This is a genomic window from Marinilactibacillus sp. XAAS-LB27 (assembly GCF_036039175.1).
GTDB lineage: Bacteria > Bacillota > Bacilli > Lactobacillales > Carnobacteriaceae_A > Marinilactibacillus.
This window is the reverse complement of record NZ_JAYXKP010000001.1, coordinates 687,901-706,485: the sequence shown is the minus strand read 5'-3', so window position 1 is coordinate 706,485 and position 18,585 is coordinate 687,901. Positions and strand designations below refer to the sequence as shown.

Below are 18,585 nucleotides of genomic sequence, written 5' to 3'. Positions count from 1 at the left end.
AGACGAGAGGACAGATTTGAAAAATGAAACAAGTAAATAGTTCTGAATTAAGACAACTCTATCTAGATTTTTTTGCAGAGAAACATCATAAAATTGAAAAAAGTGCTTCTCTAGTACCGATTGAAGATCCGTCACTATTATGGGTGAATTCTGGGGTTGCTACAATGAAAAAATACTTTGATGGTTCTGTGAAACCAGAAAACCCTAGACTTGCAAGCTCGCAAAAAAGTATTCGTACGAATGATATTGAAAACGTCGGTAAGACAGCAAGACACCATACTTTATTTGAAATGCTTGGCAACTTTTCTATCGGTGATTATTTCAAAACAGAAGCAATCGAATGGGCTTGGGAATTTCTGACAAGTGAAAAATGGATGAATATGGATCCTGAAAAGTTATATGTAACAGTATATCCTGAAGACAAAGAAGCTTATACAATCTGGAAAGATGTAGTTGGGCTAGGTGAAGACCATATTGTTGAAGAAGAAGGTAACTTTTGGGATATCGGTGAAGGTCCTTGTGGTCCCAACTCAGAGATTTTTTATGACCGTGGACCTGAATACAATGATTTGTCAGAAAATGATCCTGAAAGCTATCCAGGAGGAGAAAATGAACGCTGGTTAGAAATCTGGAACTTAGTGTTCTCTCAATTCAATCATAAACCTGATAATACCTATGATCCACTTCCAAATAAAAATATTGATACGGGTATGGGACTTGAAAGAATGCTTTCTGTTATTCAAGATGTACCAACAAACTTTGAAACGGATCTGTTTATGCCGATCATTCAAAAAGTAGAAGATATTTCTGGAATAACGTATTTAGAAGCTCCGAACAAAGGAATGAGCTTCAAAGTGATTGCAGACCATGTGCGTGCAATTACGTTTGCAATTGGAGATGGGGCATTACCTTCTAATGAAGGGCGTGGATATGTCTTAAGACGCCTACTCAGACGTGCTGTTATGCACGGCCGTAAGTTAGGTATTGAGAAACCTTTCTTAACCAAACTAGTTCCAGTGGTAGGAGAAATCATGCAAGAACACTACCCGGAAGTATTAGAAAAGGCTGATTTTATTACCAAAGTCATTTCTAATGAAGAGGATCGATTCCATGAGACTCTTGCGGAAGGTCTAGGAAGACTCAACGAAATCACTGAACATATTCAAAAAAATCAAGAAACGGTTATTAACGGAGAAGATGCATTCCAGTTATATGATACATTTGGATTCCCGATTGAGTTAACAGAAGAAGTAGCGGATGAACAAGGTTTGACAGTGGATATCAGTGGTTTCGAAAAAGAGATGGAGAAACAGCGTGAACGTGCTAGATCTGCTCGAAGCGACGAAGGGTCAATGTCTGTTCAAAGTAATCTTCTAACTTCTCTTGATAAAGATAGTGAATTTATTGGGTACGATAATATTCAGTCTGAAGCGACTCTTGAGACTATATTGTTTGAAGAAGCTTTTCAGGATACAATTTCATCCGGTAGTAAAGCTAGACTTATATTCGACGTGACACCTTTCTATGCTGAAAAAGGTGGACAAATTGGAGATACTGGTCAAATCAAAAATCAAACTGGAGAAGTTGTGGCTAAGATAGAGACGGTTAAAGCAGCTCCCGCAGGACAACCCCTTCATGAAGCAAACATATTAGCTGAAATGAAAACAGGAGAAGTCTATACATTAGAAGTCGATCGTAACCGTCGAAACTTGATTGAAAGAAACCATACAGCAACACACTTATTGCACCAAGCACTTAAAGATGTACTGGGGGATCATGCTAATCAAGCTGGTTCATTAGTAACACCAGATCAGTTAAGATTCGATTTCACTCATTTTGGACAAGTAACAGATCAGGAATTGAAACAGATGGAAGAGATTGTAAACCAGAAGATATTTGAATCACTTTCTGTTTCTACTGTGGTAACTTCAATTGAAGAAGCTAAAAAACTTGGCGCAATGGCACTTTTCGGAGAAAAATATGGCGATAGCGTCCGCGTTGTAATGATCGGAGAGTATTCCAAAGAGTTTTGTGGAGGCACACATGTTTCGAATACATCAGATATTGGATTATTCAAAATCATATCGGAATCTGGTATCGGAGCAGGCACAAGAAGAATTATCGCCAAAACCAGTGAAGGTTATTATAGATGGATGGAAAGCCAGCTAGCCTTATTACAAGAAACAAGTGCAATGGTTAAAGCACAAACAATCGAAGAAGTTCCTAATAAGGTTTCTCAATTATTAACAGAGTTGAAAGAAGTCAAACAAGAAAATGAGTCATTGAATGCTAAAATGGCCAATGCTCAAGCAGATGATGTATTCAAACAAATCGAAGAAGAAGCTGGAATGACGTTTATAGCGCAAGAAGTTCAGGTTAAAGATATGAATCAGTTGCGTCAATTAGCAGATAAGTGGAAGCAAGAAGTTTATTCAGATGTACTAGTATTAGGATTGAAAAATGAAGACAAAGTCAATCTGATTGTTGCAATGAGCGATAAAGCTATTGCTGCCGGACTCAAGGCAGGTAATTTAATCAAAGCGATTGCCCCCAAAGTTGGCGGTGGCGGTGGTGGACGCCCTGACATGGCCCAAGCTGGTGGTAAAAACCCAGAAGGACTTGCAGATGCTCTAAGTGCTGTGCAAAACTGGATTCTAGAAAACCAATAAATGAATCAAATAGATCTTTCTAGCCAGGTAGTTTAAAGAATCCCTTTGAATGATATGAAATAAAGGGGACCTCTTGATTTCACTATATAATAGGTAAACCGTTTATTGGTCATTGTACTTTTATTTAATTTCTTGTAAAATAATAACACATAAGCTTTATACGAAGACAAAAATTAAAGGATTTGCTTATGAAGTACGGAGGGAGATTTATGACTTCAAACGATCATACAGTACGCTTTAGTGTAGATAACAATCAAGAACACAACGTAGAGGATACTTTGAGAATTGTATATAAAGCACTTGAAGAAAAGGGGTACAATCCGATCAATCAAATCGTTGGCTATCTACTTTCCGGTGACCCAGCTTATATACCAAGACATCATGATGCGAGAAATTTGATCAAACGACACGAACGTGACGAAATTCTAGAAGAATTAATGACTAAATATCTAGAAAGTGACAAATAAATCATGCGCGTAATGGGATTAGATGTCGGATCTAGAACAATTGGAATTGCCGTTAGTGATCCTCTTGGGTGGACAGCACAAGGTATTGAAATTATCAAAATCAATGAAGATAAAGGTGATTACGGAATTGAACGTATGAAAGAACTCACCGAATCTTATGAAGTAGAGCGTTTTATCGTAGGTTTACCAAAAAACATGGATAGTTCAATAGGTCCAAGAGCAGAAGCATCGCTTGAATATGGTAAACTGTTAGAAGAGACATTCGGATTACCTGTCGAATATCAGGATGAGCGACTAACCACAATGCAAGCTACCCGCATGCTGATAGAAGAAGGAAATGCGTCTCGGAAAAAAAGAAAACAAGTAATCGATAAGTTGGCTGCAGTAATGATTTTACAAGGCTATCTTGATCGAAAAGCAAATAATCATTAATGAGGAGATGTAAAAATGGCAAACGATCACAACCACGAGCACGATCACGAACATATTACAATAATCGATGAAGAAGGTAACGAAGAATTATATGAAATCTTATTTACTTTTGATTCAGATGATTTTGAAAAATCTTACGTACTTGTTTACCCTGCTGGTACAAGCGAAGGGGAAGAAGTTGAACTTTCAGCATTCTCATATACAGAAGTAGACGGAGGACTTGAAGGAACATTAAGTTCTATCGACTCTGATGAAGAATGGGAAATGATTGAAGAGGTACTGAACACTTTCATCGAAGAAGAAGACGACGACGAAGCTTAAAAAGGATAACAATAGCCATGCGAAATGCTCCTGTTAATTTCACATGGCTATTTTCTTTTGTATATTAGGTTTAAGCGATAGAGTACATATAAGATGCTAGATCCAAAGAACCTTTAGAAAATTAGCTTTAATCTAGCAAGTGTATTGTGTATAATAGAACAGATATAAACATTTTTGAAAAGGAATGGTTCAAATATGCCAGACCAGGAATCTACACATACTGTGCGCAAAATCGTACTGAGTATCGTGGCTATATTGATCGTTTTGATTGTGATTCTAGGTTTTTCAAGTTATCACTACTATACTTCTTCTCTAGAACCTCTAGACCCAGAAAGTAATGAAGAGATACCAGTTGAGATACCTATCGGATCATCTAGAACAGATATTGCTCGTATTTTGGAAGAGAAAGGCATCATAAATAGTGCTTTTGTATTCAATTACCACCTTAGATTCAATGGTGAACAAGGATTTCAAGCGGGATACTATTTATTCTCGCCTGCTTTGTCTTCAGATGAAATTGTTCAAAGCTTGAAAGAAGGTGGCTCACCTATAACAGAGGAAACTGCTGGTAGATTAACGATACCAGAAGGATATACAATCGAGCAAATTGCTGTAGTTATTGATGATCAGACTGATTTCACAGAAAAAGAATTCTTTGATCTGATCAAAAATGAAACTTTCCTTCAAGAAAAAGTAGAAGAATTTCCTGAGCTTCTAACAAGCGCGTATGAAGCGAGAGAAGAGACCATATATGCTTTAGAAGGCTATCTATATCCGGCAACATACGAATTCAATGACGATACGACACTTGAAGCCGTCATTACTCAAATGCTTTCTAGGATGGATCAAGTTTTAGAAACGTATTATTCAGATATTCAAGAACAAGAAACAACCGTTCATGCGATTCTAACGATGGCATCTTTCATAGAGCGAGAAGGCATTACTTTCGAAGATCGCGAAATTATTTCAGGTGTATTTTACAATCGATTAGCAATTGATATGCCTCTTCAAACGGATGTTAGTGTAACCTATGCTTTAGGAGAACATCAGGAAAGAATCACGTATGATGATCTGGAAACAGACTCTCCCTATAATCTTTATCAACATAGAGGGTTAGGACCAGGTCCAGTTAACAGCCCGGCAGAGGATTCTATAAAAGCGAGTGTTTATCCGGCTGAAACGGATTACTACTACTTTATAGCAGATCTATCTACGAAAGAAGTTTATTTCTCACAAACATATCAGCAACACTTAGAATTACGAGAAGAATTAAATTAAAGCATTGAGCCTTTTGGGCTCAGTGCTTTTATTGAGAAAATCGGACGATCTCTTTAAATGAGCCTGTTCAATCGAGAGGAAAATTAAATATGAAAAAAACAAAACCAATAGTAATAGGTGTCACAGGCGGTTCAGGTAGTGGTAAGACAAGTGTAAGTCAAGCAATCTTTAATCATTTCCCTGGTAGATCGATCATGATGTTAGAACAAGATTCCTACTACAAAAATCAGGATCATCTAGATTTTGAAGAAAGACTTGCTACAAACTATGATCATCCCTATGCATTTGATACAGATCTGTTAATTGAGCATCTAAACAAACTAGTTAATTATGAAACCATTGAAAAACCTGTTTACGATTATACTAAGCACACTAGAAGTAGCGAAGTGATTGTACAGGATCCAAAAGAAGTCATCATACTTGAAGGTATCTTGATACTAGAAGATTCAAGACTTAGAGAAATGATGGATATTAAAGTATACGTTGATACAGATGATGATATTAGAATTATTAGAAGAATTAAAAGAGATATCGAAGAGCGCGCGCGTACATTAGACCAAGTTATTGAACAATATCTTACTGTTGTGAAACCGATGCATACACAATTTATTGAGCCTACTAAAAAGAATGCGGATATTATTATACCTGAAGGTGGAAGAAATCAAGTTGCAATAGATTTGATGACAACCAAGATCGATACGATTTTCAAAAAACGCTCTCTTTAAGCAAAATATTCAAGGAGTATTTAATAAAAAAACGCTTTACAAGATGTTAAGTTCGTGGTATCTTGATTCCATTGAGATTCCGAGCCTTGTGTTTGAATCGATATAGTAAGGTTTAGCTTATTATCCGGAATACTTGTTTGATCAGATTTTTAACGAATATATTATGGGGTGAAGTACTTGATGACAGAAAAAGTATATCCAATGACTTTAGAAGGTAAAGAAAATTTGGAAAATGAACTAGAAGAACTAAAAACAGTTAAAAGAAAAGAAGTTGTAGAAAGAATTAAAATTGCTCGAGGATTTGGAGATTTATCGGAGAACTCTGAATATGAATCAGCGAAAGATGAGCAAGCTTTTATTGAAGGTAGAATTAGTACAGTTGAACACATGCTAGCAAACGCGGAAATTATTGATAATTCCAAGTCAAAAACAGATGAAGTATCTTTAGGACGTTCCGTTATCTTTAAAGAACTACCAAATGGTATCGATGAAGAATACACAATCGTCGGTAAAGCAGAAGCTGATCCGTTTTCTGGAAAAATTTCAAATGAATCACCAATTGCTCAAGCTCTTTTGGGTAAAAAAGTTGGAGAAAAAGTTGAAATCAGTACACCAGGTGGATCAATGACAGTAGAAATCACTAAAGTATTTTAATTAAATACCAAAAGAACAAAAGATGGTCGTACTGTCTTTTGTTCTTTTTTATTTTCTACTCATACTTAAGACTGATTTTTCCTCTGTAGTAGTGCGGTATGATGAATTATCCATTATACTATAAGTACATCAATCTTGAGGAGCATGCAAAATGAATCATCCATTATTCAAACTGGTTATGGGGCTACTGGGTATCTGGTTACTTTACGATATCGTTACGAGCGGATCACTTCTAGTTCTATTTTTACTTGGGCTATTTTTAATGATCTTTCCAGATAAATTATTTAAAAAAAATCATAAACAAGAAAATCTATTCTGGTTAGGACTCATACTGTTTGTACTATCTATTTTCTTCACAAGTGCTGCCTGGGTGATTCTGATTGTACTACTAATCTTTAAAGTTGGAGAAGATCATAAGATGTTCAAGACCATAAAAGATCCTTTAACTAAAAAACAACCAAAATGGAGAGAAAAAGATTACGTTTCTTTTCAATTCAAAGAAGAACAAGAAGAAACAGTCAAATTATCTAGAAAAAAATGGTTTGGTGATGATTCGATAGGGTATGATATCTACGAATGGGATGATATCAACTTTTCTAAAGCGATGGGAGACACTGTAATCGATTTAGGAAATACCATACTTCCGAAAAAGGAAAATATCGTTATGATCCGAAAAGGACTGGGCGATACTAAATTACTGATTCCTGAAGAAGTTGGTGTATCACTGGATCTTTCTGTACTACTTGGGAAAGTTAAAATCGGGAATGATCATTTAGATTTAAAGAATGAAACATTGAAATGGCAGTCAGCGACTTATCCAGAAAGTTCCAGAAAGATCAAGATTGTATTAAACGCTTTAATCGGAGAAGTCGAGGTGATCTTTATATGAAACGCAATGCGACTGAATTCTCCAAGTACTTTTTTCTATTCTTTATCATGATTTTTTTGTTCACACTGTTTATCTGTTTTACGTATACAAGTGAAGACTGGTTTTATATGATTTTTCAATATCGATTTCAAGGGTTTCCTTTAATCTTTTATTTATTCTTCTTCTCTGTTTTCTTAACGTTTATCATGCTAGCCTATATGAAATCTTATGAACGAAAGAAACTCAAGAAAGTCGAAGAAGGACTTAAAATGATGTCAAAAGGCCATTATTCTGCTTCAATTTTTCTTGATATGTATTCTTTAGATACACCACTACAGGTGAATAAAGAGATCGACCGTCAATTTATCAAGCTGCATGAAAAATTGATGCGAATGGCAGAGGAAGCCATTATCGCCAGTCAGAGATCAACACAGATGAGCAATGAGACAAAAATTGAAATTCTTGAGAATGAACGTCACAGAATAGCGAGAGAGTTACATGATTCCGTAAGTCAGCAGCTATTTGCTGCCTCAATGATGTTGAGTGCCGTCAACCAACAATCGGATGAATTGGATGAAAAATTCAGTACTCAATTAAATTTGATTGAAAAAATCATCAATGATTCTCAAACAGAGATGAGAGCATTACTGTTGCATCTTAGACCAGTTAAATTGGACGGAAAAACCTTAAAGCAAGGTGTAGAACAATTACTTAAAGAATTATGCACCAAAATCAATACAGAGATTCGTTTTGAAATTGAAGACGTCAGACTGGCACATGGTATTGAAGACCATTTATTCCGAATTGTTCAAGAATTGCTTTCCAATGTATTAAGACATGCAAAAGCTGAAGAATTAGAAGTTTATTTGAAAAAGGTACATGAGACAGTTTTGCTTAGAATGATTGATGATGGTGTTGGTTTCGATATGAGTCATAAGAAATCTGGAAGTTATGGTTTGGAAAATATTCGTGAAAGAATTAATGGGATCGGTGGAGATGTAAAAATCATCTCTTTCCCAGAAAAGGGTACTAGTATTGAAATTAGTATTCCAATTGTAGCAGGAGGAGAAAAATGATACGACTATTATTAATTGATGACCATCAAATGGTTCGTTTAGGACTGTCATCGTATTTTTCAATTCAGGAAGACATGACGGTGGTCGGTGAGGCAGAAGATGGACTTCAAGGATACGAAATTGCAATAAAAGAAAAACCAGATATTATACTAATGGATTTAGTAATGGAAGTAATGGATGGAATTGAGTCTACTCAAAAAATTCTCCGTGAGTGGCCGGAAGCTAAAATCATTATTCTGACCAGCTTTATCGATGATGAAAAAGTCTTTCCGGCTATGGATGCGGGTGCTTCAGGGTATCTTCTGAAAACATCTTCGGCTGGTGAGATAGCAGAAGCCATACGATCTACATACAACGGCGATCCTTACTTTGAGACAGAAGTTACAGAAAAACTAATAGAACACGAAAATAATAAGGGTAAACTGATTTTACATGATGAATTAACGAATCGAGAAAAAGAAGTACTTCAACTGATTTCTCAAGGATATTCTAATCAAGAAATTGCAGATGCACTTTTCATTACACTGAAAACTGTAAAAACACATGTATCGAATATTTTATCCAAGCTTCAAGTAGAGGACCGCACACAAGCCGCAATTTACGCCTTTAGACATGACTTAGTAGAATAAAAAAATACCCGGTGGGCATGCCCACCGGGTATTTTGCTGTTAACTGATTTATTTAGTTAAAATTACTGGCAAGATTATAGGTTTACGTTCTGTTTCAGCGAATAAGAACTGTTTGATATCTTCAATCAGATCGTTACGCATTTTGTATTCATTTACTTGTTTGAACTCAAAAGATCTTTGGATACTTTCAAAAGCAACTTTTTGAGCACTTTGAATCAGTTTCTCAGATTCTCTCATGTAAATGAATCCTCTTGAAATGATATCCGGACCTGCAAGAACGGTACGTTTATCTGTATCAATCGTTGCAACGACAACAACAAGACCGTTGTCAGACAATAATTTACGGTCTTTCAATACGACATTACCGATGTCACCAATACCGCTACCATCAATATAAACGTCTTGAGCATTAAACTCTCCAGCGCGTCTAGCAGAATCTTCTGTGAAAGCAACAATTTGACCATTGTCAAGAATAAAACAATTATCTTCAGGGACACCTGTTTGCTGTGCTAAATTAGCGTGAATACGTTGCATACGGTGCTCTCCGTGAATAGGAACAAAGAATTTAGGTTTCATCAAGCGAAGCATCAGTTTCTGTTCTTCTTGACCACCGTGACCAGAAGTATGAACATTGTTGACTTTACCATGAATAACGTTGGCGCCAGCTTCTAGTAATTGGTTGATGACTCTATTTACACTAACTGTATTACCTGGAATTGGAGAACTAGAAAATACTACTGAATCTCCTGGTTGGATCGTGATCTGACGGTGTGTACCATTTGCCACACGGCTTAAAGCAGCCATTGGTTCTCCTTGAGAACCAGTACATAAGATCAATACTTCGTTGTCTTTATAACGCTTCAGTTCATTTGGATGAATAAAAGTACCTTCTTCAGCTTCAATATAACCAAGTTCTTGCCCGGTTTCCAATGAAGTCACCATACTACGTCCGAAAACGGCGATTTTACGACCGGTTTCGTTTGCAGCTTTGACCACTTGCTGTACTCGAGATATATTAGAAGCGAAGGTAGCGAAGATAATTCTACCGTCAATTTTTTTCAGTAAGCTTTGAATAGATTCCCCAACAACTTGTTCTGATTTTGTAAAGTTGGGTACTTCAGCATTGGTACTATCAGAAAGTAATGCCAAGACGCCTTCCTCACCGATTTTAGCCATTTTATGCAAATCAGCAGGTTCTCCAACGGGCGTAAAGTCAAATTTAAAATCGCCTGTCTGAACGATATTACCATTCGGAGTTTTCACAACAATACCATAAGATTCTGGAACACTATGTGTTGTACGGAAAAATGATATAGACGTTTTTCTGAATTTTACAACTGTGTCTTCGTTGATTTCATTAAGCTCAGCAGAACGCAGTAATTGATGTTCATTTAATTTGTTACGAATCAAAGCCAAAGCTAATTTGCCAGCATAAATAGGAATGTTCAATTGTTTAAGAAGGAACGGAATTCCTCCAACATGATCTTCGTGACCATGCGTAATGAATAGTCCCTGAATCTTATCTTTGTTTTCAATAATGTAAGAATAGTCCGGAATAACATAGTCAATACCTAGAAGGTCATCTTCAGGGAATTTAATACCCGCATCGATCAGGATAATTTCATCCTGGAACTGAACTCCGTAAGTATTTTTACCTATTTCATTTAAACCACCTAAAGCAAAAATAGCTGCTTCATTATTTTTAATATTCGGTTTCATCAAAAATCTCCTTTTAATATTGTTTTCAATCAGATTGTATATTTAACGTTTGGACATAAGCTTGAACAAACGAATACAGTAAAGACTAGGGTAACCAAGTCTTTTTGCATATTATGAAAAAAAGCCACTTTTGAGTAAGGTTCCATCAAGACATGGCTCGAGTTTTCATTTTTCAATTTTAATATCCGTCCGATGAGTTGGCCTATTTCAGCCAACGGTTAGTACAATTCTACCATACTCAAAACAATAAGTATAGAAGAAGCGAATTCATGAAAACAGAGCGCGACAAGAGGTTTTAATTTAAAACAATCAAGGATTCGTTCATTTTAATATTCTTAGTTGTATGGAATGGATTACACGGGTTACACTAGCAAAGTAAAGACAAATAGAGCTAAGAATTTAAGGAGACGGACAATGACTAAAAAAATGATCTTTTTCGATATAGATGGAACGCTTTTAACAGATGAGAAAACGATTTTAAACAGTACTAGAGAGGCAATCAAGACTTTACAGGAAAATGGTCACGAAGTAGCCATTGCAACAGGGAGAAATGCATTAATGGCAAAAGAATTAATTGATGAACTTAATGTACCCAATTATATCGTCTGTAACGGTGCTGCTGGTTTTTTCCATCACGAAGAAGTCTATTCTAATCCTCTTGATAATCAGGCTTTAAAACGTTTGATTAAAATCGCGGATAAGCACGATCATCAGATGATTTATGAAACGGCTAAAGAACTTAAAAGACGGAGTGAAAAGGTCAGTGAAGAAGTAAGTTCAGGAATGAAACATGTCGGCTTCCCGGTTCCAGATACTGATCGGTCGTTCTATAAACATCATGATTTAACTCAAGCATTGATTTTTTATGGAGAAAAACATAGTCATTTATATGAAAATGGGCAGTTTCCTGAATTCAGGTTTGTAAGATGGTACGAATCTGGTGTTGATATTCTTCCATCAGATGGTTCAAAGTTTGAGACAATAGCTAAAATGGCTGCTTTAAAAGGTTTTGAAAAAGAAGACGTTATTGCTTTTGGTGATGGACTCAATGATTATGAGATGATAGCAAATGTTGGGCTAGGCATATCTATGGGAAATGGAGAAAGTATTGTTAGAGAAGTGGCCGATATGGTTACGGCCTCGAATAATGATGACGGAATTTATAAAGCTTTAAAAGAATTAGAGTTGATTTAATAGTTAATAAAAGTTCGTTTAAGCAAGTTTTATTCAGATATTTCAAGAAATTTCATTTCTTTCTAAACAATTGCGATTTAGTGCGTTTTAATTAAGATATTGAAACTGGTCTAGTCATTCGATATAATTAGTTTTACTATCCTTTTAAATAAAGCGGTTTACAGATATTGTACTTGATTTAGAAATGGAGATGTTCATGGAAACAAACGATAAAATAGTTGCTACTTCAGCTCGTCAAATTACGCAGAACACTCAATATTGGATGCTCATATTATTTGGAATATTTCTGGTGCTCATATCATTCGTTTTCAATACACCTTTGGAAATTATCAATGGTCAGGCAGTTATTCTTACAACTGCATCCAACTTAACGACTGATTATTTTGAACTTGCCAATGTGGGCGCAACCTTTTTCAATTCTGGAATACTGACATTGCATGCTTTACTTTTGATAAAAATTACAAAAGCTAAAATTAACGGTTCACTGATTGCCGCTGTATTTACAGTTGCGGCTTTCTCATTTTTTGGTAAAAACCTCTATAACTCCATGCCAATCGTCGTTGGGGCATTCACCTATGCTTGGGTAACGAAGGTACCTGCCGAAAGATCATTACTAGCCGCTTTGTTTGGAACAGCGCTAGGGCCACTTGTCAATGAGATCACATTTAATATCGGCTTACGTTTAGGGATAGGCATACTTCTAGGAAGTGCAGCCGGATTTGTAGCTGGATTTATTTTGCCACCATTAGCCCATCATTTTGTAGGCTTCACCAAAGGGTTTAGTTTATATAATATTGGATTCTCAAGTGGTGTAGTCGGTACGATTTTCACCTCAATCCTTAGAGCTACCGGGGTCGTTATCGAACCAATTTCATTAATCTCTAAAGGAAACAATATGCAGATGTCGCTATTATTTTTTCCATTATTTACAGTTATGTTACTGTATGGTCTCTATTTAAATTCTTGGTCACTAAACGGATATAGTCGTATGATGAAGCATTCTGGACAATTATCCTCAGACTTTGTAAAAAAGAATGGGTTTAACCTTACACTGATTAATATGTCTTTATTAGGGTTTGTAGCTTTGGGATTCGTATTATCATTAGGAGGAGAACTGAACGGTCCAGTCATTGGGGGCGTTCTGACCGTAGTGGGGTTCGGTGCGTTTGGTAAACATCTTAAAAACGTTATCCCTATCTTGTTGGGCGTTACATTGATTGGCTACCTTAATAATTACGATATGAGTGATACTTCAGTTATCATAGCAGGATTGTTTGGAACAACGATAGCACCTATAGCTGGTCGATACGGACTAGTAATGGGAATGATTGCTGGTGGTTTACATTTAACGGTTGTTAGTAATACAAGTTATCTTCATGGTGGAATCAATCTTTACAATAACGGTTTTGCAGGCGGTTTTGTAGCCGCGCTAATGATTCCATTATTAGAAGCTGTTCATTACCACAGAGAGCAGCGCAGAGAAATTAGAGAACCAGTCGATCCAGCAGAATCTATTAGTACAGAAGAAGATTAAAAAAGCTGAAAATGGTGTGTTTAACTTTACTCAAAGAGTGCGTTAAACATCATTTTCAGCTTCTTTATTTTAATTAATCTATTCTCTTGATCCTAAGACGTCGATTCCGTCAGGAAGAGCAAGTGGATTTTCGGGATCAATTCGGTCGTAGAACATAATGCCGTTCAAATGATCGATTTCGTGCTGAACAACAATAGCTGGGAACCCTCTTAGGCGTTCTTTATGTTCTTTGCCATCCAAATCAACATATTCAACAGTTATGCGTTTATGTCTAGGCACAAAACCTTCAACTTCTCTATCAACTGATAAACAGCCTTCACCATCGGGTAGACAAGTCTGTTGAACAGAATGGCTCACAATTCTTGGATTAATCATGATTCTACTAAATGCATGTTCTTCTGACTCTTCATCAGCTGACGGTAAGTGAACAGCTAGCAGCTGACTAGAAACATTTACTTGAGGAGCAGCGATACCTACGCCGGCTCTTAATTCATACTTCTCAGCAATTTCAGGGTCTTGACTGTTGATCAGAAACTGTAACAGTTCATTAGCCAACTGTTTAGTGTCTTCTGACAGAGGCAACTCTACTTTTTTAGCGATTTCACGTAAAGTTGGATGACCTTCCCTAATAACATCTTTCATTGTAATCAATTGAATACACTCCTTCATTCAGCATTCTTCTACTCAGAGAGTTAGCTTCACCATTTTAACAGTTTCAGTAAAGAAATGCACGTCACAATAGACTATTTAGCAGTTGGAAAATAGAGCAAACGATGAACCATTTATTAAATGATATAGTGAAAAAAATCACAAAAGAAAGCAATCTAAACTATTGAAAAACACATCTTGAGTATTCATTAATATTATATAACAGTTTAAAAGACTGTATTACTATCGCTAGCGCTGATCACTGAAATTTAGATGCGCAAAATAAAAACACATTTATAGTGTTTATTTTCACAAATAGTTTTTAACCTTGTTCTATCAACGTTTTTAAGCGCATTCTCAGAGCTAAAGACTTGCAAAATAGAGTAATGCGTGGTAAGTTTAATAAGGAATCGAGAAAAATGATACAGTTGGTTTTAGCTGTTTCAACTAATAAAACTTTTAATTAAAAGAGAGGAATGTATAGTCTATGGCAAAGCAACCAGTTGATTACGAAGCATTACTAAGTTCAATCGAAGCTTCGTTTCCGATGGTTCAGATTCTTGATAAAGATGGTAAGGTCGTAAATGAAGACATTATGCCTGATTTATCAGATGACGAGTTAGTAGAATTAATGGAGAGAATGGTGTGGTCACGTGTGTTACATGATCGCTCTATGGCTTTAGCGCGTCAAGGACGTTTAGGATTTTACGCTCCAACTATGGGACAAGAAGCTTCTCAATTAGCAAGTCAATTCGCATTCAAAAAACAAGATTGGCTATATCCAGGTTACCGTGATGTTCCTCAATTGATTCAACACGGTTTACCATTATCACAAGCATTCTTGTGGTCAAGAGGTAATGTTGAAGGAAACAATTATCCAGAAGGTCTTAACGCAATTCCGCCTCAAATTATCATTGGCGCGCAATACATCCAAGCGATGGGTAATGCAGTTGGGCAAAAATTTGCTGGAAAAGAAGACGAAGTTACTTTCACTTATACTGGTGATGGTGGTTCTTCACAAGGTGATGTTTATGAAGGTATGAACTTTGCTGGACGTTACAAAGCACCAGTAGTATTCTACATCCAAAACAACGGCTATGCGATTTCTACTCCACGTGAGAAACAATCTGCAGCAAATGTATTGGCTCAAAAAGCAGCAGCAGCGGGTATTCCGGGTATCCAAGTTGACGGAATGGATCCGTTAGCAGTATACGCTGTTTCTAAGCAAGCACGTGACTGGGCAGCGGCTGGTAATGGTCCTGTTCTTATTGAAACAATCACTTCACGTTTCGGACCACACTCAACTTCTGGTGATGATCCAACTCGTTATCGTGAACAAGAATCATTCGATTACTGGGAACAACGCGATCCACTAATTCGTTTCCGTAACTTCTTAACTGAAAAAGGTCTATGGACTGAAGAACGTGAAGAAGAATTAATTGAAAAAACTAAAGAAGAAGTTAAACAAGCTGCTAAAGAAGCAGATCAAGCTCCAAAAATGAAAGTCTCTAAATTCTTAGATAGTATGTTTGATGCTCCAGGTCAAAACATTACTGAACAGATTGAGAAATACCAAGCAAAGGAGAGTAAATAAGCATGGCGAATCTAACAATGATTCAAGCGATCACTGAAGCTTTAGATCAAGAATTAGCTCGTGATGAAAAAGTCTTGATTTTCGGAGAAGATGTTGGTAAAAACGGAGGAGTTTTCCGTGCGACTCAAGGTCTTTACGATAAATATGGTGAAGAAAGAGTTAACGATACGCCTCTTGCTGAGTCAGGTATCGGTGGTATGGCATTCGGTTTAGCTGTACAAGGTTTCCGTCCAGTAATGGAAATCCAATTCTTTGGTTTCGTATTTGAAGTAATGGATTCAGTTGTAGGACAAATCGCTCGTACTCGTTACCGTATGGGTGGAAATATGAACATGCCAGTAGTTGTACGTTCTCCTTTCGGTGGTGGGGTTCACACTCCTGAAATGCACGCTGACTCACTTGAAGGATTAATGGCTCAATCTCCTGGATTGAAAGTTGTCATCCCTTCTAACCCTTATGACGCTAAAGGACTCTTAACTTCAGCGATTCGTGAAAACGATCCTGTAGTATTCCTTGAGCACATGAAACTTTATCGTTCATTCCGTGATGAAGTACCTGAAGAACAGTATACTGTACCAATCGGTAAAGCAGCTGTTGCTAAAGAAGGTACTGATGTAACGGTTGTAGCTTATGGTTACATGGTTCGTGAAGCACTAAAAGCAGCTGAAAAACTTGAAAAAGATGGTGTTTCTGTAGAAGTAGTAGATCTACGTACAGTTTCACCTATCGATTACGAAACAGTCGTAGCATCAGTTGAAAAAACTGGTCGTATGGTTATGGTTCAAGAAGCTCAACGTCAAGCTGGCGTGGGTAATACTGTCATTTCTGAAGTATCTCAACGTTCTGTACTTTCACTTGAAGCACCAATCGGATTCGTATCTGCACCTGATACAATCTATCCATTTGGTCAAGCTGAAAACACTTGGTTACCAAGTGCTGACGATATTTCTGAAGCAATCAACGAAGCTGTAAACTTTTAATTAAATCAATAAGATCGGTACGTTAAATATCGATCTATCAACAAAAGGGGAAAAACTAGTTCAGTATCTCGAGTATCTGTATTGGTTTTTCTTCCTATTGTTGTATGTATTGATCAACGTAGTTAGAAAACAGATGATTGAATAATCATAAACGAGAAGGGAAGAGCGCAAACATGGCTTTTACATTTAAACTCCCTGATGTAGGGGAAGGAATGGCAGAAGGCGAGATCGTCAGCTGGTTAGTTTCTGAAGGAGACACAGTAGAAGAAGGCGACTCAATTGCTGAAATTCAAAATGATAAATCAGTAGAAGAATTAGCATCACCAGTTGATGGAACAATCAAGAAATTCTTGGTAGAACCAGGTACTGTTGCAGCAGTTGGAGATCCAATTGTTGAAATCGATGCTGAAGGTCACGAATCAGAAGAAGCTAAAACTGAATCTAAAGGATCTACAGGTACGTTCACATTCAAACTTCCAGACGTTGGAGAAGGAATGGCAGAAGGCGAAATCGTTAGCTGGTTAGTTTCTGAAGGAGATACAGTAGAAGAAGGCGATTCAATCGCTGAAATTCAAAACGATAAATCAGTAGAAGAGTTAGCATCACCAGTTGATGGAACAATCAAAAAATTCTTGGTAGAACCAGGTACTGTTGCAGCAGTTGGAGATCCAATTGTTGAAATTAGTGCAGAAGGTCACGGATCTGAAGAATCTTCAGAATCTAGTGCTTCTTCAACTGAATCTGGAACGGCTAAAACAGACCCAGCAGGATCTGAAGCTGCAACTTCTGGAGAAGTTGTTAAAACTTCAAACCCTGATAAACGTGTTCTTGCAATGCCATCAGTTCGTCAATATGCTCGTGAAAAAGATGTTGATATCAGTGCTGTAGAAGCTACTGGTAAAGGCGGACGTACAACTCGCGAAGACATCGATACTTTTGTATCAGGTGGCGGAGCTGTTGCGAAAACTGAAGAGACTTCATCTTCTAAAGAAGAAGCTACTCAGTCTGCTGCTAAAGCACCTGCTTCTAAATCTACTGGATCATCTAAAACAGTTTCAGCTGATGCTAAACCGTTTAAATCTGGTCGTGCAGACGAAGAGACTCGTGAGAAAATGAGTACAACTCGTAAAGCAATCGCTAAAGCAATGGTTAACAGCACGTTAACAATTCCTTCAGTTGCATTATTTGACGAAGTAGACTTCTCTAAGGTTATTGCTCACCGTACGAAATTCAAAGCAATCGCAGCTGAAAGAGGAACGAAATTGACGTTCTTACCTTACGTTGTTAAAGCTTTGATTTCAGTGATGAAGAAATACCCAGCACTTAATGCATCAATTGATGACACTACTGACGAAGTGGTTTACAAAAACTACTTTAACATCGGTATCGCTGCTGATACAGAACAAGGACTATACGTACCAGTAGTTTCAGATGCGAATACTAAATCAGTATTTGACATCGCTGATGAAATTAATGATTTAGCTTCTAAAGCTCAAGAAGGAAAACTTAAAGGAAGCGATATGGCAGATGGATCTATTTCAATCTCTAATATCGGTTCTGTAAATGGTCAGTTCTTCACACCAATCATTAACCACCCAGAAGTGGCAATCTTAGGTGTAGGACGTTCATTCAAGAAACCAATCGTTAACGCTGAAGGTGAAATCGTAGCGGCTCCAATGCTTCCATTGTCACTTGTATTCGACCACCGTATTATTGATGGTGCGACAGGTCAAGCTGCAATGAACGAATTGAAAAAATTATTGGCAGACCCAGATTTACTATTAATGGAAGGCTAGG

Annotated in this window: 17 protein-coding genes; 15 read left to right on the top strand and 2 right to left on the bottom strand. The window is 37.0% G+C overall.

Annotated elements, in window-relative coordinates; all coding sequences use genetic code 11:
• Positions 1-23: 23 nt before the first annotated feature.
• From alaS to VXN63_RS03340, 10 genes are all read left to right on the top strand, one after another.
• Positions 24-2,669: an alanine--tRNA ligase gene (alaS, locus tag VXN63_RS03385; RefSeq protein ID WP_327756538.1), complete on the top strand. Its 2,646-nt coding sequence runs from the start codon at positions 24-26 to the stop codon at positions 2,667-2,669.
• A 209-nt stretch (positions 2,670-2,878) separates the two neighbouring features.
• Positions 2,879-3,136, top strand: coding sequence for an IreB family regulatory phosphoprotein (locus VXN63_RS03380; RefSeq protein WP_327756537.1), 258 nt, complete (start codon positions 2,879-2,881; stop codon positions 3,134-3,136).
• 3 nt (positions 3,137-3,139) lie between these two features.
• Positions 3,140-3,568: a Holliday junction resolvase RuvX gene (gene ruvX, locus VXN63_RS03375; protein WP_327756536.1), complete on the top strand. Its 429-nt coding sequence runs from the start codon at positions 3,140-3,142 to the stop codon at positions 3,566-3,568.
• 15 nt (positions 3,569-3,583) lie between these two features.
• A complete protein-coding gene (locus VXN63_RS03370; protein WP_327756535.1) occupies positions 3,584-3,889 on the top strand; it encodes a DUF1292 domain-containing protein in 306 nt (101 codons plus the stop codon).
• A 195-nt stretch (positions 3,890-4,084) separates the two neighbouring features.
• Entirely contained in the window at positions 4,085-5,167 is a 1,083-nt protein-coding gene (mltG, locus tag VXN63_RS03365; protein WP_327756534.1) for an endolytic transglycosylase MltG, read from the top strand.
• Between the two features lie 89 nt (positions 5,168-5,256).
• Complete coding sequence (gene udk, locus VXN63_RS03360; RefSeq protein ID WP_327756533.1) at positions 5,257-5,892, top strand: uridine kinase; 636 nt, start codon at positions 5,257-5,259, stop codon at positions 5,890-5,892.
• A 180-nt stretch (positions 5,893-6,072) separates the two neighbouring features.
• Complete coding sequence (greA, locus tag VXN63_RS03355) at positions 6,073-6,546, top strand: transcription elongation factor GreA (protein ID WP_327756532.1); 474 nt, start codon at positions 6,073-6,075, stop codon at positions 6,544-6,546.
• A gap of 151 nt (positions 6,547-6,697) precedes the next feature.
• Positions 6,698-7,435: a cell wall-active antibiotics response protein LiaF gene (liaF, locus tag VXN63_RS03350; RefSeq protein ID WP_327756531.1), complete on the top strand. Its 738-nt coding sequence runs from the start codon at positions 6,698-6,700 to the stop codon at positions 7,433-7,435.
• Entirely contained in the window at positions 7,432-8,490 is a 1,059-nt protein-coding gene (locus VXN63_RS03345; RefSeq protein WP_327756530.1) for a sensor histidine kinase, read from the top strand. Before liaF ends, VXN63_RS03345 begins: the two co-directional genes overlap by 4 nt.
• Positions 8,487-9,119: a response regulator transcription factor gene (locus VXN63_RS03340; RefSeq protein WP_327756529.1), complete on the top strand. Its 633-nt coding sequence runs from the start codon at positions 8,487-8,489 to the stop codon at positions 9,117-9,119. Before VXN63_RS03345 ends, VXN63_RS03340 begins: the two co-directional genes overlap by 4 nt.
• A 48-nt stretch (positions 9,120-9,167) precedes the next feature.
• Here VXN63_RS03340 and rnjA read toward each other — a convergent pair whose 3' ends face one another.
• Positions 9,168-10,838 (bottom strand): ribonuclease J1, encoded by a 1,671-nt coding sequence (gene rnjA, locus VXN63_RS03335; RefSeq protein ID WP_327756528.1) that lies wholly within the window; start codon positions 10,836-10,838, stop codon positions 9,168-9,170.
• Between the two features lie 414 nt (positions 10,839-11,252).
• On the opposite strand from rnjA, the gene VXN63_RS03330 reads away from it, so the two are divergent.
• Positions 11,253-12,032, top strand: coding sequence for a Cof-type HAD-IIB family hydrolase (locus VXN63_RS03330; protein ID WP_327756527.1), 780 nt, complete (start codon positions 11,253-11,255; stop codon positions 12,030-12,032).
• A 196-nt stretch (positions 12,033-12,228) separates the two neighbouring features.
• Positions 12,229-13,566, top strand: a complete 1,338-nt coding sequence (locus tag VXN63_RS03325; RefSeq protein ID WP_327756526.1) for a DUF1576 domain-containing protein — start codon at positions 12,229-12,231, stop codon at positions 13,564-13,566.
• A 78-nt stretch (positions 13,567-13,644) separates the two neighbouring features.
• On the opposite strand, the gene def is transcribed toward VXN63_RS03325, so the two are convergent.
• Positions 13,645-14,217: a peptide deformylase gene (gene def, locus VXN63_RS03320; protein WP_327756525.1), complete on the bottom strand. Its 573-nt coding sequence runs from the start codon at positions 14,215-14,217 to the stop codon at positions 13,645-13,647.
• A 484-nt stretch (positions 14,218-14,701) separates the two neighbouring features.
• Between def and pdhA the strand changes: the two genes are divergently transcribed.
• The 3 genes from pdhA to VXN63_RS03305 all read left to right on the top strand — a co-directional run bounded on the left by pdhA (position 14,702) and on the right by VXN63_RS03305 (position 18,584).
• Entirely contained in the window at positions 14,702-15,808 is a 1,107-nt protein-coding gene (gene pdhA / locus VXN63_RS03315; protein ID WP_327756524.1) for a pyruvate dehydrogenase (acetyl-transferring) E1 component subunit alpha, read from the top strand.
• 2 nt (positions 15,809-15,810) lie between these two features.
• Entirely contained in the window at positions 15,811-16,788 is a 978-nt protein-coding gene (locus tag VXN63_RS03310) for an alpha-ketoacid dehydrogenase subunit beta (RefSeq protein WP_327756523.1), read from the top strand.
• 173 nt (positions 16,789-16,961) lie between these two features.
• A complete protein-coding gene (locus VXN63_RS03305; protein WP_327756522.1) occupies positions 16,962-18,584 on the top strand; it encodes a 2-oxo acid dehydrogenase subunit E2 in 1,623 nt (540 codons plus the stop codon).
• Position 18,585: the final 1 nt, after the last annotated feature.